The sequence below is a fragment of the Cognatundibacterium rugosum genome (genome assembly GCF_014284365.1).
GTDB lineage: Bacteria > Pseudomonadota > Gammaproteobacteria > Burkholderiales > Burkholderiaceae_D > Undibacterium > Undibacterium rugosum.
The window spans coordinates 140,787-155,365 of the sequence record NZ_JACOGG010000006.1 but is presented as its reverse complement, the minus strand read 5'-3'; the positions used below and the strand labels follow the sequence as shown (position 1 = coordinate 155,365).

Annotated in this window: 13 protein-coding genes; 8 read left to right on the top strand and 5 right to left on the bottom strand. The window is 52.8% G+C overall.

Going from position 1 to position 14,579, the window contains the following annotated elements; all coding sequences use genetic code 11:
• Window positions 1-145 precede the first annotated feature (145 nt).
• Window positions 146-1,468, top strand: a complete 1,323-nt coding sequence (locus tag H8K47_RS07635; RefSeq protein ID WP_186880807.1) for an NAD(P)/FAD-dependent oxidoreductase — start codon at window positions 146-148, stop codon at window positions 1,466-1,468.
• A gap of 65 nt (window positions 1,469-1,533) precedes the next feature.
• On the opposite strand, the gene H8K47_RS07630 is transcribed toward H8K47_RS07635, so the two are convergent.
• Genes H8K47_RS07630 through tyrS form a run of 3 tightly spaced genes read right to left on the bottom strand, consistent with a single transcriptional unit; the run spans window position 1,534 to window position 3,842 of the window.
• A complete protein-coding gene (locus H8K47_RS07630; RefSeq protein WP_186880806.1) occupies window positions 1,534-2,190 on the bottom strand; it encodes a histidine phosphatase family protein in 657 nt (218 codons plus the stop codon).
• 3 nt (window positions 2,191-2,193) lie between these two features.
• Window positions 2,194-2,664, bottom strand: coding sequence for a D-aminoacyl-tRNA deacylase (gene dtd / locus H8K47_RS07625; RefSeq protein WP_186880805.1), 471 nt, complete (start codon window positions 2,662-2,664; stop codon window positions 2,194-2,196).
• Entirely contained in the window at window positions 2,661-3,842 is a 1,182-nt protein-coding gene (gene tyrS, locus H8K47_RS07620) for a tyrosine--tRNA ligase (protein ID WP_408057864.1), read from the bottom strand. Before tyrS ends, dtd begins: the two co-directional genes overlap by 4 nt.
• Window positions 3,843-4,167: 325 nt before the next feature.
• Between tyrS and H8K47_RS07615 the strand changes: the two genes are divergently transcribed.
• The 5 genes from H8K47_RS07615 to H8K47_RS07595 all read left to right on the top strand — a co-directional run bounded on the left by H8K47_RS07615 (window position 4,168) and on the right by H8K47_RS07595 (window position 11,326).
• Window positions 4,168-5,535, top strand: a complete 1,368-nt coding sequence (locus H8K47_RS07615; protein WP_186880803.1) for a M23 family metallopeptidase — start codon at window positions 4,168-4,170, stop codon at window positions 5,533-5,535.
• A 121-nt stretch (window positions 5,536-5,656) separates the two neighbouring features.
• Window positions 5,657-6,802: an anhydro-N-acetylmuramic acid kinase gene (locus tag H8K47_RS07610; protein ID WP_186880802.1), complete on the top strand. Its 1,146-nt coding sequence runs from the start codon at window positions 5,657-5,659 to the stop codon at window positions 6,800-6,802.
• Window positions 6,803-6,881: 79 nt separating this feature from the next.
• The gene (locus tag H8K47_RS07605) at window positions 6,882-7,544 is read left to right on the top strand and encodes a DsbA family protein (protein ID WP_186880801.1); all 663 of its coding nucleotides are present in this window, start codon (window positions 6,882-6,884) and stop codon (window positions 7,542-7,544) included.
• The gene (locus H8K47_RS07600) at window positions 7,541-8,455 is read left to right on the top strand and encodes an aldo/keto reductase (RefSeq protein WP_186880800.1); all 915 of its coding nucleotides are present in this window, start codon (window positions 7,541-7,543) and stop codon (window positions 8,453-8,455) included. The genes H8K47_RS07605 and H8K47_RS07600 overlap by 4 nt, the downstream gene beginning before the upstream one ends.
• Window positions 8,456-9,013: 558 nt before the next feature.
• Window positions 9,014-11,326, top strand: a complete 2,313-nt coding sequence (locus tag H8K47_RS07595; RefSeq protein ID WP_186880799.1) for a putative bifunctional diguanylate cyclase/phosphodiesterase — start codon at window positions 9,014-9,016, stop codon at window positions 11,324-11,326.
• Here H8K47_RS07595 and H8K47_RS07590 read toward each other — a convergent pair.
• Window positions 11,289-12,176 carry a LysR substrate-binding domain-containing protein gene (locus H8K47_RS07590; protein WP_186880798.1) on the bottom strand — a complete coding sequence of 296 codons (888 nt, stop codon included), beginning with the start codon at window positions 12,174-12,176 and terminating at the stop codon, window positions 11,289-11,291. The two genes, H8K47_RS07595 and H8K47_RS07590, sit on opposite strands and share 38 nt — an antisense overlap.
• Before the next feature lie 222 nt (window positions 12,177-12,398).
• On the opposite strand from H8K47_RS07590, the gene H8K47_RS07585 reads away from it, so the two are divergent.
• A complete protein-coding gene (locus H8K47_RS07585) occupies window positions 12,399-12,950 on the top strand; it encodes a cob(I)yrinic acid a,c-diamide adenosyltransferase (protein WP_186880797.1) in 552 nt (183 codons plus the stop codon).
• A 37-nt stretch (window positions 12,951-12,987) separates the two neighbouring features.
• On the opposite strand, the gene H8K47_RS07580 is transcribed toward H8K47_RS07585, so the two are convergent.
• Complete coding sequence (locus H8K47_RS07580; RefSeq protein WP_186880796.1) at window positions 12,988-13,488, bottom strand: DciA family protein; 501 nt, start codon at window positions 13,486-13,488, stop codon at window positions 12,988-12,990.
• Between the two features lie 61 nt (window positions 13,489-13,549).
• Here H8K47_RS07580 and H8K47_RS07575 point away from each other — a divergent pair, with 61 nt between their 5' ends.
• Complete coding sequence (locus H8K47_RS07575; RefSeq protein ID WP_186880795.1) at window positions 13,550-14,506, top strand: M23 family metallopeptidase; 957 nt, start codon at window positions 13,550-13,552, stop codon at window positions 14,504-14,506.
• Window positions 14,507-14,579: the final 73 nt, after the last annotated feature.

Here is a 14,579-nt window from a genome sequence, read left to right as displayed (position 1 = left end):
TATACTTTGTTCATGGATTTGCGCTGTTTGGTCACTGAGCTATTTCTTTCCGGTGAGAAGTATGGATTCCTGAGCTGTCTGACAGTTGCTGGCGAACGGGTGTTTGCAGTGATCTCAGGAATCAATATTGACATCAGGAGGCACTATGCACGTAACCGCATCTTTACCCAGAATTACCATCGTCGGTGGTGGTGCCGGAGGTTTGGAGCTGGCAGTCCGTCTCGGTAAGCGTTTAGGAAAAAGTGGTAAGGCAGATATCACGCTGGTTGATGCCAGCCGCACCCATGTGTGGAAGCCCTTATTGCATCAGGTGGCTGCCGGTACGCTGGACAGTCATGCGGATGAGCGTGAGTATTTTGCGCTGGCCAGGAGTAATCACTTTACTTTCCGGCTAGGCCGTATGGAAGGGTTGTCGCGCCGGAGCAAGGAAATTTTTCTGGCACCGGTGCAGGACGAGAACGGTGAAGAGCTCTTGCCGCGGCAAGCGATTCCTTATGACACGCTGGTGCTGGCGCTAGGTAGCCAGACCAATGACTTTGGCACACCTGGCGTGCGTGAACATTGCATTATGCTCGACTCGCTGCCCGCTGCACAGCGCTTCCATGAAAAACTGATTAACAGCTGTCTGCGTGCGCAGGCGACCTCCAGGTCAGCTGGTGAGGGGCGCTTCACGGTGACTATCATCGGTGGTGGTGCGACCGGTGTAGAACTCGCGGCTGAGCTGCATATGACCACCAGTATTTTGTCCAGCTACGGCTTGCGCAATTTTCATCCGGAAAAAGAAATCAAGATCGCCATCGTCGATGCTGCGCCACGCTTACTGCAAATGCTGCCGGAACGTTTGTCAGATGCAGTCGCGCGTGAATTGCGCGGTATGGCGATAGAAATACACAGCAATGAACAAGTGCAGCAAGTCAGCAAAACCGGTGTGCACATGGTGAGTGGCAAAGTACTGCCCAGCAGTATCGTGGTGTGGGCAGCCGGGATTAAAGCGCCCGAATTCCTGAAAGATCTGGATGGATTGGAGACGAATCGCCTGAATCAGCTGGTGGTGAATCCGCAATTGCAAAGCAGTCGTGATCCTGCGATTTTCGCGATTGGCGATTGTTGCGCCTGTCCGCAAGGAGAAGGGCTGCCGAATGTACCGCCACGGGCGCAGAGTGCGCATCAGCAAGCCAGTTTGTTGGCGCGTTCGCTGGAGCGTCAGTTACAAGGCAAATCCTTACTTAATTTTCAATATAAGGATCATGGCTCACTGGTCTCGCTGGGCAATTACAGTACGGTAGGCAGTCTGATGGGCGCCATCGCCAGTGGTTCTGTATTTATTGAGGGGACGCTCGCGAAGTGGATGTACTGGTCACTGCATAAGCACCATCAGGTCGCGGTGAACGGTCTGTTTCATACCTGGTTGTCGACCTGGGCCGAAACCATAGACCGGGTCAGAAATCCACGTATCAAATTACACTAAGCGAATAGTGAATAACGAATGGAGGCGTGCCGCAGCAGATTTATTTGGCTGCTGCGGCAGCCAGGTCAGGTTTGCGTCTGATTGATCTCATCCAGCGCATCAGCCGCATCCAGATGGGCGATGTCGCCCCACTGTAATATGCTGATTTGACCGTCCTGATAAATAAAACGGTTGATGCTGGCGTTATAAATCGTGACTTCACGTGGTGCATCGAGTGGTAGTTGTTTCGCGGCGCGATACGCGCATTCCAATACGCCGCCATGCGCGACGATGGCGATTTTTTTGCCGTCGAACTGACGTGCATAATGCAGAATATGTTCCATCACGCGCTGATGAAAGCGACGTATGGTTTCACCCGCATTTTCGCCGGGTGGAAATTCTGCATCCGGATCATGTGCGCGCCAGGCTGCATGTTCTTCAGGGTACTTATGCGGCAGTTCGCTATACAGCTCACCTTCAAAACCACCAAAACAGCGTTCGCGCAATCCTGGATCTGTGCGTGTGCTCAGCCCCTGCAGGCGTGCGATCTCACCGGCAGTTTGCACGGCTCTTTGTAAGTCACTGGCTATAATGGCGTCCAGCTTCTCATTTTGTAAGGCAGCCGCTAATGCCTTGGCCTGACGCCGGCCTTCCGCATTGAGTGGAATATCCAGATGGCCTTGCAGGCGTTTCACCGCATTCCAGGCCGTTTCGCCATGGCGTATCAAAAGAATTTCTGTCATGGCTCAGGAAGTTGTTGCGTTGTTAGCCGGTGCACGTTTGGTTTCCAGCCAAAAGGTGACTGGCCCGTCATTCGTGAGCGATACCTTCATGTCAGCGCCGAAGCGGCCGGTGTGCACCTGTGCGTGCTGGCTGCGCGTCTGGTCCACGAAGTAATCAAACAATTCCTGTGCCACGTCAGGCGGTGCTGCGGGTGTGAAAGAGGGGCGGGTGCCAGACTGAGTATCGGCCGCCAGCGTGAACTGCGGTACCAGCAGCAAGCCGCCCTGGGTATCGCGGATACTCAGATTCATTTTGCCAGCTGCATCGCTGAATACCCGGTAACTCAACAACTTAGTCAATAATGCATCAGCTTCTTTGCGTGTATCGCCACGTTCGGCGCACAGCAATACCATCAGACCGGCATTGATGCTGCCCAGCGTGTGGCCATCGACCACCACGCTGGCATGACTGACTCTTTGTAACAGCGCGATCATGCGCTGAGGGTGACACGTGCAAACTTACGCTTGCCAACCTGCAGCACAAACGTGCCGGCCTCGACTTTCAAGCCTTTGTCGCTGATCACGACGCTGTCGATGCGCACGCCACCTTGTTCTACCATACGCAGTGCTTCCGAGGTTGATGCACACAGATTGGCTTGTTTCAGTAACTGACCTATGCCGACCGGTGCACCGCTCAGGCTGACTTCAGGAATATCGTCCGGAATGCCGCCTTTGGAACGGTTCACGAAATCCGCCAGCGCATCTTCACCGGCTTGCTTGCTATGGAAGCGTGCCACGATTTCCTGAGCCAGTGCGACTTTGATGTCGCGCGGATTCTGGCCTTCTGCCACGGCTTTTTTGTAGCCTGCGATTTGCTCTATGGAGGTGAACGAGAGCAGGTCATAGTATTTCCACATCATTTCATCGGAAATACTCATCACTTTGGCGAACATGGTGTTGGCCGGTTCGGTGATCGCAATGTAGTTATTTTTGGATTTGGACATTTTTTCAACGCCATCCAGACCTTCCAGCAAAGGCATGGTCAAAATACATTGCGGCTCTTGCCCATAATCTTTTTGCAGTTCACGACCAACCAGCAAATTGAATTTCTGATCGGTACCACCCAGTTCCAGATCGGATTTCAGTGCGACCGAATCATAGCCCTGCATTAATGGATACAGGAATTCATGCACAGAAATCGGTGTGCCTGCTTTGAAACGCTTAGTGAAGTCGTCACGCTCCATCATGCGTGCCACGGTGTACTTCGACGACAGTTGTATCATGCCGCGCGCACCGAGCGGATCGCACCATTCAGAGTTATAACGGATTTCGGTTTTGGAGGCATCCAGCACCAGGCTTGCTTGTTTAAAGTAAGTCTGCGCATTGTCCTCAATTTGCTCACGGGTCAGAGGCGGACGGGTGGCATTGCGTCCGGAAGGATCGCCGATCATGGAGGTGAAATCACCGATCAGGAAAATCACAGTGTGGCCCAGATCTTGCAACTGACGCATCTTATTCAGCACCACGGTGTGGCCCAGATGCAAGTCAGGAGCGGTTGGGTCCAGACCGAGTTTAATTCTTAAAGGAACACCACTTTGTTCGCTGCGCGCCAGTTTTTGCGCAAATTCAGATTCGATGAGTAATTCATCCACACCGCGCTTGGTTACAGCCATTGCGTGCTGAACCGCATCGGACAAAGGCAGAACCTGATTGGGTGTGCTGGAAACTGGAGTTGGATTAGCTGTAGAAGTCATAATTAATTTACATCAAATTTTTTGTAACACCGCTGGTCATGGCTGCGCTTCTGAATCCATAATCAGCTTTTTGTCAAATTCTGGGTGGGGATAAACTCGGTATTTTGCCGTATTTTGTGCAGACTATTGATTTATAATCCCGTCTTTACTTTGTCAGCCGCTTTCATTATTTTGCAAATTTCGCAAAGCCGACGGCGGCAACGACCTCGAATTTTCTATAAAACAGTCAATTTTAACTTATTGCATGCGTCCTACAGATAAATTACTTCGTGTGGCTACTGGCAGCAGACTGTTGTTCGGTTCGTCCCGTGTTTCCCGAGTGGTGAGCGTCACTGCTTTTTTCTTTGCCGTATGTGCCGTAGGTGCAACCGCAGTAGCCCCGCTGGCGCCTGATGCAGCCGATCTTCCGGTTAAAAAAATTACCCAGGTTTTACCTTTACCGTCACTCGATGAGCAAATCGCAGCGATTGCTGCCGTTGAACATCAGTATGTGCGTGAAGATGTCGTGCGACGTGGTGATACCCTGAGTGGCCTGTTGTTACGCCTTGGGGTGGATGATCAGGACGCGGACAAGTTTATCAAGACCGATCCGGTTGCCCGTACGCTGTTGCAGTTACGCGCAGATAAAACCATACGTGTCAAAACCAATGAAGACGGCGACCTTGAATGGTTGCAAACCACGGTCTCTGATGGCCCGGATAAACCGGCGCGTAACCTGGAAGTCAGGCGTAATGCGGACGGACATTTCAGTGCCAGCGACAGCACAGCCCAGCTGGAGCGCCGGATTGAAATGGCATCCGGTAATATCCGTTCCTCGCTGTTTGCCGCTACCGATGAGGCGCACATTTCTGATGCGATTTCTTCCCAGATCGTGAGCATGTTTGAAACCAATATTGATTTCCGTCGCTTGCAGCGTGGTGATCAGTTCAACGTGGTCTATGAAAGCTTCTGGCAAAACGGGCAACTGATACGCACTGGTCGCGTGCTGGCCGGTGAATTCAAAAATGCAGGTAAAACGTATCAATCGGTATGGTTTGATGAAGCGGGCGGGCAGGGTGGCTATTACACCTTTGACGGCAAGTCACTCAAAAAAGCTTTCCTGAAATCGCCTTTAGAATTTACCCGTGTTTCTTCGGGATTCTCTATGCGTGTCCATCCTATTTCAGGTCAATGGAAGCAGCATAAAGGTGTGGATTTCGCTGCGGTCAGCGGCACGCCTATCCGTGCTACCGCTGATGGCGTGATCGATTCGGTCGGCCCCAGCGGCGGTTACGGTAATTTAGTGGTGGTGCGTCATCATTCGAATTACACGACAGCCTATGCACACATGAGCCGTTTTGCTGCGGGTATCCGTAAAGGCAGCCGCGTCAGCCAGGGTGAAGTGATCGGTTATGTGGGGTCTACCGGCTGGTCGACCGGACCACATCTGCATTATGAATTCCGCGTCAATAACGAGCCGCGCGATCCTATGTCTGTGATCGTGCCGGATGCGCCGCCACTGGCTGGTGCAGACATGCCTCGCTTCAAAGCCGTGGCCGGTGATATGCAGCATCGCTTCAATTTGCTGCGCCCTGAACGCCTGGCTGAAACGATGAAGCTGGCGTCGCGCTGATCTGCGTAATGCCAAACATGATCAGGCCGGACCGAGAGGTTCGGCCTTTTTTTTCAAGCTGATGCGTGCCGGTCAGCCTTGCACGCAGCATATTTTTATTCTTAAGTACTCTTGAGGCCTTATGCAATCTTTGAATCGGGATACTCATCAGAATACCGATCCGAATACCTATATCGGACTGATGTCAGGCACCAGCCTCGATGGCGTTGATGGCGTGATGGTGCAGTTTGCGCCGGATGGGGCGACGATGCAAATACTGGCGACTGCTTACCAGCCATTTGACGCTGCCTTACAGCAGGCTGCCATGCAATTGCAGCAGCCTGGTGACAATGAAATCGAGCGCGAAGCTGCGCTGGCACAGCGTCTGGCGCAAGTGTATGCGGCCTGCGTGGCCGATTTGTGCCGACTGGCTCCGGGGCAGACCGTACAGGCGATAGGCGTGCATGGACAAACCATACGACACCGGCCTGAACTGGGCTGGACCCGTCAGACCAATCATCCGGCCTTGCTGGCCGAACTCAGCGGGCTGGATGTGATTGCTGATTTCCGCAGCCGTGATCTGGCTGCAGGCGGACAGGGCGCACCCTTGGTCCCGGCTTTTCATCAGGCGATATTCGGTTCATCTGCGCACCAGCGCGTGGTGGTGAACATCGGTGGTATCAGCAATATCAGTGTGCTGGGTTCCGATGGTGCAGTGAGTGGCTTTGATACCGGCCCCGGCAATGTGCTGATGGATGGCTGGATACGACAGCATCTGGGACATGACTATGATGCCGATGGTACCTGGGCCGCCAGCGGGCAAGTGTGTCAGGCTTTGCTGGATCGCTTGCTGCAGGAGCCTTATCTGCAACTGCCTGCGCCTAAGAGCACCGGTCGCGACTTGTTTCATGCTGAGTGGTTGCGTCTGCAATTGCAAGACTTTAGGCAATTAGCGGCAGCAGACGTGCAGGCTACGCTGTGTGCCTACACTGCACAGACCATCATTATGGCCAGCCTCGCGCAGAGTCCCGCCTGCGACGCGCTGTATGTCTGCGGCGGAGGTGCTTACAACCGCCATTTGATGCAGCAGATGCGACATTATCTGGCGCTGTTTGGCAGCAGTGCACAAGTGCACAGTACGAGTGCACTGGGCGTGGCACCGGAACGGGTGGAGGCACTTGCATTTGCCTGGCTGGCACGCCAGTTCTGCCTGCGCCTGCCGGGTAATTTGCCGGCAGTGACCGGGGCCCGGGGCTTGCGCATCCTGGGTGCGCTGTACCCAGCCTGAGCATGCCTGGGCAGCATCCTTTACAATTGCCAGCAGCGTAATGAATTCACCGCCACCATATTGAAAGATACAACAGGATATGACACAAGAACCCTTGCAACTACTCTATATCGCCGACCCGATGTGTTCCTGGTGTTACGGCTTCGGTCCGGAACTGGAGCAGGTACTCAATGCGTTGCCTGAGGCTGAACTGGATATCATGACCGGTGGTTTGCGGGCTTATGAAACAGAGATACTGAGTGCAGAAAAACGCAGCACCATCATGGAACACTGGCGTCAGGTCGCGCTGGTCAGTGGTTTGCCGTTTTCTGATCAGGCCATGGCACAAGCCGATTTTGTGTATGACACCGAGCCTGCCTGTCGCGCCGTGGTGACCGCCAAGCTGGTCGCTGATCATTTGAGTGGCCGCGAATTGCTGCAAGTATTCAGGGCAATTCAGCATGCGTTTTATGCCGAAGGCCGCGACGTGACGAAAGCGCAGGTGTTGACGGAAGTCTGTGTGCGCAGCATCAATCAGATCGGTCAGGGCGCTGACTATGATCAGCTCAGTTTTGCCGAAACGCTGGCTTCGCCAGTGGCGATGGCAACGGTTCAGGAAGAATTCCGTCAATGTCAGCAATGGGGGGTGCGCGGTTTTCCGGCTTTGCTGATGGTGCATGATGAGGCTTTACATATGCTGACCTCGGGCTATACCCAGGCTGAGCAAATCCTGGAGACGATAGCGCAGGTGAGACAGTCATGAGCCAGCGAATGCCGCAAGCAGAGGTAGCACCGCAGGGACCCGTGTTTTCACGCATCGTCCTCGGTTTATGGCGGCTGGCAGAGTGGCAGATGACACCGGCTCAGCGCGTCCGTTTCCTGCAGCAGGCGCTGGAACTGGGCATCAATACCATCGATCAGGCGGATATTTACGGCGACTACCAGAGTGAGACCTTGTTAGGCGAAGCGCTGAACGCCGCACCGGAACTGAAATCTGCTTTTCGCTTTGTGAGTAAATGCGGTATCTGCCTGCCATCGCCTCATCGCCCGGCGCATACGGTGCATCACTACGATACCAGTCGCGCGCACATTATCGCTTCGGCTGAAAACAGCCTGCAGGCAATGGGGATAAAACAGCTTGACCTGTTACTGATCCATCGTCCCGATCCCCTGATGGATGCCGATGAAATCGCCGGGGCCTTCCTTCACTTACAGCAAAGCGGCAAGGTGCGTCATTTCGGAGTATCGAATTTCACGGCTGCTCAGTTTGATTTACTTGCAGCGCGCGTCCCGTTGGTGACAAATCAGCTGGAATTATCGGTATTGCAGCAGCAGGCGCTACATGATGGCACGCTGGATCAGTGTCAGCGTTTGCGCATCGCACCGATGATCTGGTCGGCTTTGGGTGGCGGTACGCTGTTTCAGCAACCTGCACCTAATGCACAGGTCGCCCGGGTGCAAAACGAATTGCAACGTCAGTCTGCCGCCTCCGGTCTGCCTGCCAGTGTTATTGCTTTAAGCTGGGTGCTGCAACATCCGTCGAAACCGCTGGTGCTGACCGGATCTGGACGGGTACAGGCCTTACAACAGGCAGTTCAGGCCTGTAACCACACGCTGAGCAGGCCAGACTGGTTTGCGTTGTGGACGGCAGCGGCGGGCCATGCTTTGCCATGATGCTCAACAGCCGCGCAATAATTGAAAAAAATAAATAAAAAATAAATGGGAAAAACAGATGAAAAAAACAGCTGACATCATCTGCAAATTTTTCCTGTTTAAAATGAAATGCTTGGTATAACCTGAGCAAGAGAAGCGTCAATGGATAAACACACAAGATTGCTTGTGTTAAATGGTGTCTGCCGGGAATATACGGATCAGCCCTACCGGCCTGAGTGGTTAGCGGCAGGCTGTTTGCAATCACGCAATCGTATCGGGCGAAAGGTCTCAGGGCTTGATGTCTGATCAGGGATCAAGCCTGGGACTGAGATGACCTGCTCTTGCTGTACGACCAGTGCGCAGTCAGCACAGTCCTAAAACAGATGTAGTTAGTAATTTGTCAGTTTTTATGTCATTCGCTCAGTGTCAGTCCAGCAGCGCTGACGCTTTCGCCAATTTCCGCCGCCGGGCAAGCAAGGATCAGAGAAGGACAGAGTTGTGACTGTTTTTCAATACTGTTATCGTCGCTATCTATCATTCGGGCTTGATGGCTCAGGCACACGTACGTGGCGTGATCAGATGCTGTCTGCAATTTTATTAGCAGGTCTGGGTTTGGGACTCACAGCAGCGATACCTAGCATTGCCTTAGCCGTGACCGAAGGTTTGTGGTCGATAGTCGCGGTTGACTTGCTGGCGCTGGTTTGGGTCGCGGTACTGATTTTTTTGCGTGAGCTGAGTTTCAGGACTCGCGCTCTCCATTTTCTGGCGCTGATCTATTTGCTGGGCATCTGGTTTTTGCTCAAGATAGGCATTACTGGCCTGATTTATTTGCTGGCATTTCCTGTCATTTGTTCTTTCTTGTTTCCCTTACGCGAAACCGTGTATGCCTTGCTGCTGGCTTCCGCCTCTTTATTGTTGGTTGGGTACTTCGGCGATGCGAACCTGCAGCTGCTGGGCTTCGAGAATCATGCGCTGCTACGCTGGATTATTATCACAGTCAATTTTACGTTTATCAGCGCACTCATGACTGTCACTTGCAATGTGCTGATACACAGGCTGGAATATGCGTTGGAGGCACAACAGAAAGTAAGTGCCAGTTTGCAGCAGGAGCAGGAATCTCTACGTGCTGCTAACGAAGAGCTGCGTCTGACCGTAGCTGCCGTTGCGCGTCTGAACGATATTGTGATGATACTGGCCGATACTTACGCGCCGGATACCAGTCATTACCTACGCATCGTGTTGGTCAATGACGCGTTTGAGCGCCACACTGGCTATGACAGCCTGGAGGTGTTAGGAAAAAAACCTGACTTTTTGGCGGGTCCGAATACTCAGGTAGAAGAGCTGGAACGTATACGCTATTCCGTGCGTCAGCTGGAAGCTGTACATGTGGAGATGATTGTATATACCATCGCTGGTCACGAATTCTGGCTGGAGGCAGACATCATTCCTCTGGCAAATGACGAAGGGGTGTATACCCACTGGGTGGTGACGGGGCGCGATATCAGTGAGCGCAAAAAATCAGAAGAGTATATCCAGCGGCTGGCTTATTTTGACGTACTGACCGGATTGCCGAACCGTCGACTGTTGCATGACCGTCTGCAATCGCTGTTGCAGGCTGCGCATCGCAGCGGCATGGTCAGCGCAGTACTCTATATCGATCTGGACAATTTTAAGCTCATCAATGATGCGCGCGGCCATGTGGTGGGGGACGCCTTGCTGAAGCAAGTCACGCAACGCCTGTTGCTTACCTTGCGCGAGGTCGATACCGTTGCACGTATCAGCGGCGATGAATTTGTCGTATTGCTGGCGAATCTGAGTGATGATGTACGCACCGGTGCGCACATGGCCTTGCATGTGGCGGAAAAAATCCGGCTCGCGATGATGCAGTTGTTCGAGATCGACGGCTTGCAATACAGTTCTACCTGCAGTACGGGCGTGACTCTGCTGCCGCGCGAAAATCAGACTGCCGATGATATTTTGCGTGAAGCAGATACTGCGATGTACCGCGCAAAATCAGGTGGTCGTAATCAGGTCGTTTTTTTCGAAACCGGGATGCAGTCGGAAATTGAATTGCGCCTGACGATGGAGCGCGAACTGAGTCAGGCGATGGATGGCGGGCAGTTGCAGATGTATATACAGTCCCAGGTTGACCGGCTGGGCACGCCGGTCGGTGGTGAATTGTTGATGCGCTGGCATCATCCTCAGCGCGGACCGATTTCTCCCGCGATTTTTATCCCGGTGGCAGAAGAATCTGGCATGATCATCCGGCTTGGTGACTGGGTGCTGCGTCAAGGGTGTCTGGCGCTGAATCAGTTAGCCGGAGCGGGGTTCCAGTTGTCGTTGTCCGTGAATGTCAGTCCCAGACAGTTTCGTCAGCCGGATTTTGTCGACAAAGTCCGTACGGTGTTGGCTGAGACCCAGGCGGACCCGCATCACCTGATTTTCGAAGTCACGGAAGGCTTATTGATCGACAATTTGCACGACACGATAGCGCGTATGCTGGAACTGACCAGGCTGGGGATACGTTTTTCTATTGATGACTTCGGTACCGGGTATTCGAGTTTTTCATATTTAAAAAAACTGCCTTTATACGAATTGAAAATCGATAAGAGTTTTGTACAGGATACGCCCGGAGATAAAAACGATACCGCCATTGTGCAGTCTATGTTATCAATGGCAGAGCACCTGGGCTTGCGGGTCGTCGCAGAAGGTGTGGAAACCAGAGATCAGGCTGATTTCCTGATCACTAATGGTTGCAGCTCCATGCAAGGTTATTTATTTGGCCGACCCATGCCACTCGATGCCTGGATAGACTTGCAGCGCAAAGTGGTGCTGCAGTCATCCATGTCTGCGCTTAGTGCGCCTGAAAAGTCGTTAGCATCCACTGAATAAATAATTCCACTTCCGGTCGCAGGCTGGGTTGTGCTTCATGCACGAGATAATAGGCATGCGGTGGTGAGGCCAGCTGGGTATCGAACAGTCTGACGACGTCTCCGCTTTGTATCATTTCTTGCGCAAAATGCTGGCGTGTCAAACCTACACCGTGACCGTGTTTGACTGCTTCCAGTAACAGCCCCAGATCATCTACCCGCAAACCGTGTGTCGGTTCGGCCCAGTCCAGTCCCGCCACTTCGAACCAAGGCTGCCATGGCTCGAGTGCCGAGCGCAGCAAGCGTGCGTGCTTGAGGTCGGCTGGTGTGCGCAGGGGTGGAATGGTTTTCAGGTAGGCCGGGCTGGCCACGGTAAAGCTGGGTTCAACAAACAGTTTTTTGGTCACCAGATTCGGGTATTCGCCGGCACCGAAGCGAATTTCCACGTCGCTCTCAGACAAGCTGAGGTCATACAGCGGTACGAACAAATAGACTTCGACTTCGATATCCGGATACTGACTGGAAAATTCCGCCAGGCGGGGCATAAACATATAGCGCGCAAACGTGGGCGGTACAGTGACCTTGATGCGTTGCTGATGCTGGGCCGCTTTATGCGGCAGCGGGAATTCTGACAAGGTACGCAAGGCAGCGCGCACGACATCCAGATAGCGGCGCCCAAATTCAGTCAGTGTCACGCTGCGACCTTCACGCACAAACACGCGTTCGCATAAGTGCTCCTCCAATAAACGGATGCGATGAGACAAAGCGGAAGGCGTAATGCACAATTCTTCAGCGGCGACCGCGAAGGAGCCAAAGCGGGCTGCAGCTTCAAAGGCTGATAATGCATGTACGGGCGGTAATCGTGTTGCCATTCTGTATCCTCACTACCCCGGCAGCTGCACCGCTGGTCTGCGATGGTCCGGGGCTGCTAAATCTGCGAAATCTGAAGTACTGCCATGTCTGCTGCGGATCGCCTGATACGATGACAGCAAACACAGCCGGAGCGAAAGCCATATTGCATAAGGGGTCTATTATGATGCGTTATTCTGTTTTTTGGCTTATCCTCTGCGACTTCTTACCAAATATTATTCGATATGGGCAACCGACTTTCAAAAATTGCGACGCGTACCGGCGATGCGGGAACAACTGGCCTCGGAGATGGAACCCGGGTCGATAAAGATGCCTTGCGCGTGCATGCGATGGGTGATGTGGATGAGCTGAATTCGCACATCGGTGTGTTGTTGTGTGAGGATATTCCTGAAACGATGAAGCAAGAGCTGTTCTCTATCCAGCACGATCTGTTTGATATGGGCGGAGAACTCTGTATACCTGGCTACACCATGATTACCGATGCGCAGGTTGCCAGACTGGATGCCTTGCTGGAAAAGTATAATGCCGATCTGCCGCCGTTGAAGGATTTTATTTTGCCTGGTGGCTCGCGCGCCGCGGCGATCGCACATGTATGCCGTACCGTGTGTCGTCGTGCGGAACGGGCGATTGTCAGTGTCGGTAAGGCGGAGATACTGAATGATCATCCACGTCAGTACATGAACCGTTTATCAGATTTGTTATTCGTGTTGTCGCGCGTGCTGAACCGCTATGCAGGCGGCAGTGACGTGTTGTGGGAAAAAGAGCGCGAACGTTGATTGCCCTGGCAGTTTAAGTATTTGCAGTATGACTTGATTACTTATTCTGGTGGCGCGCTATCATGCGCGCTAACGCAGCATGCAGATCGCTATTGTGCTTGCTCTTTTCCAGTGTTTGTTCCAGCTCTGTCAATGCATGGAGTGCGTGGTTGGATAAACTGATCTGTTTGACCGGTGTCGGTTTTTCGACTACGCGTTTTACTTGTACTTTGATACGGATTGCGTTAACCTGCCAGCCTCGTTCTTGTAGGCAAGTTTGCAATTTCGTGCCCGATTGCTTGAGTTTGGTGGCAAGCGCCGCATTCGGTGCTGCCAGCGTTAATACCTCATCCTGTAATTGTAAGACCTCGCAGCTGTCGAACATGCGTGGCAGGATGTGTTGGCAATCCTGCTTCAGGCGCAGATTGCGCTGTATCGTCGGTAACAACATCGCCATCTTGTCGTTCAGACGCAAATAGTCTGCGGCACCGCTGACTTTCTGTTGAGGCCGGCCCCGATGGATAAAAATACGCGCTGGATTTTTTGTTGGTGTTGACATGCGCGACACCATAACACAAAGCGCCTGACCATTCAGTACCTGATTTCTGAGGACCGTATTGATGCAAATAATATTGATGCATTCTCGCTTCACTCAGGCCAAGTCGGTGACCTTGAGCTCACATCATCTGATACTCGCGACGCTTGGCTTTTTGCTCATTACCTGTGTGTGTGGCGCCCTGATGGCAGCGCTGACTTTGCGTCTGGCCAGTGCCGATGTGCCGTTACTGCGCAATTTGTTACCTGCCAGTGTCAGTCTGGCGCATGATCCGGACGCAAAAGAACGCTATCTGAAAGAAAACCTGGCAGCCATGGCTGCACGACTGGGGGAAATGCAGGCGCAGTTGGTACGTCTGGATGCACTTGGCGAGCGGGTGCAAGGCCTGGCTGGCGTCAAACCGGAAGAATTTAATTTCAAAGAAGCGCCTGGACGTGGTGGTCCTGAAATATTGAAATCGCCTTCCGCAGAGCTGGATATGAAGGAATTACAGGCCGCATTGGATGTCTTGGCAAGCGATATCGAACATCGCTCAGACTATATGAATGTGGTGGAAACCAAGCTGATGGCCTTTAAAATTCAGTCTAAGTTATTACCCACTACCCAGCCTGTGAACGTGGCTTATAACGCCTCCGGCTTTGGCTGGCGCGTAGATCCGTTTACCGGACGCAGTGCATTTCATGAGGGAATAGATTTCTCCGCACCGACCGGCACGCCGATTCTGGCCGCTGCCGGTGGCGTGGTGATCGCAGCTGAGTATCATCCTCAGTTTGGCAATATGCTGGAAATTGACCATGGCGGCGAGCTGATCACCCGTTACGCGCATACTTCCAAAATCTACGTCAAGCTCGGTGACATTGTGAAGCGTGGTCAGCATGTGGCTGATATCGGTTCGACTGGCCGTTCAACGGGCGCCCATCTGCACTTTGAAGTCAGGGTGAAAGATGTTCCACAAAACCCGCATAAATTCCTGTCGGCGGGCGCAAATCAGGCAAATCTGGCGAAACTTGATCAGAAATAAGCTTGTTTTTGTGTATTTAGTCACCAACTCCGTATATGTGACAGAGTTTTGATCAGTGTTTACTGGTCAAGGG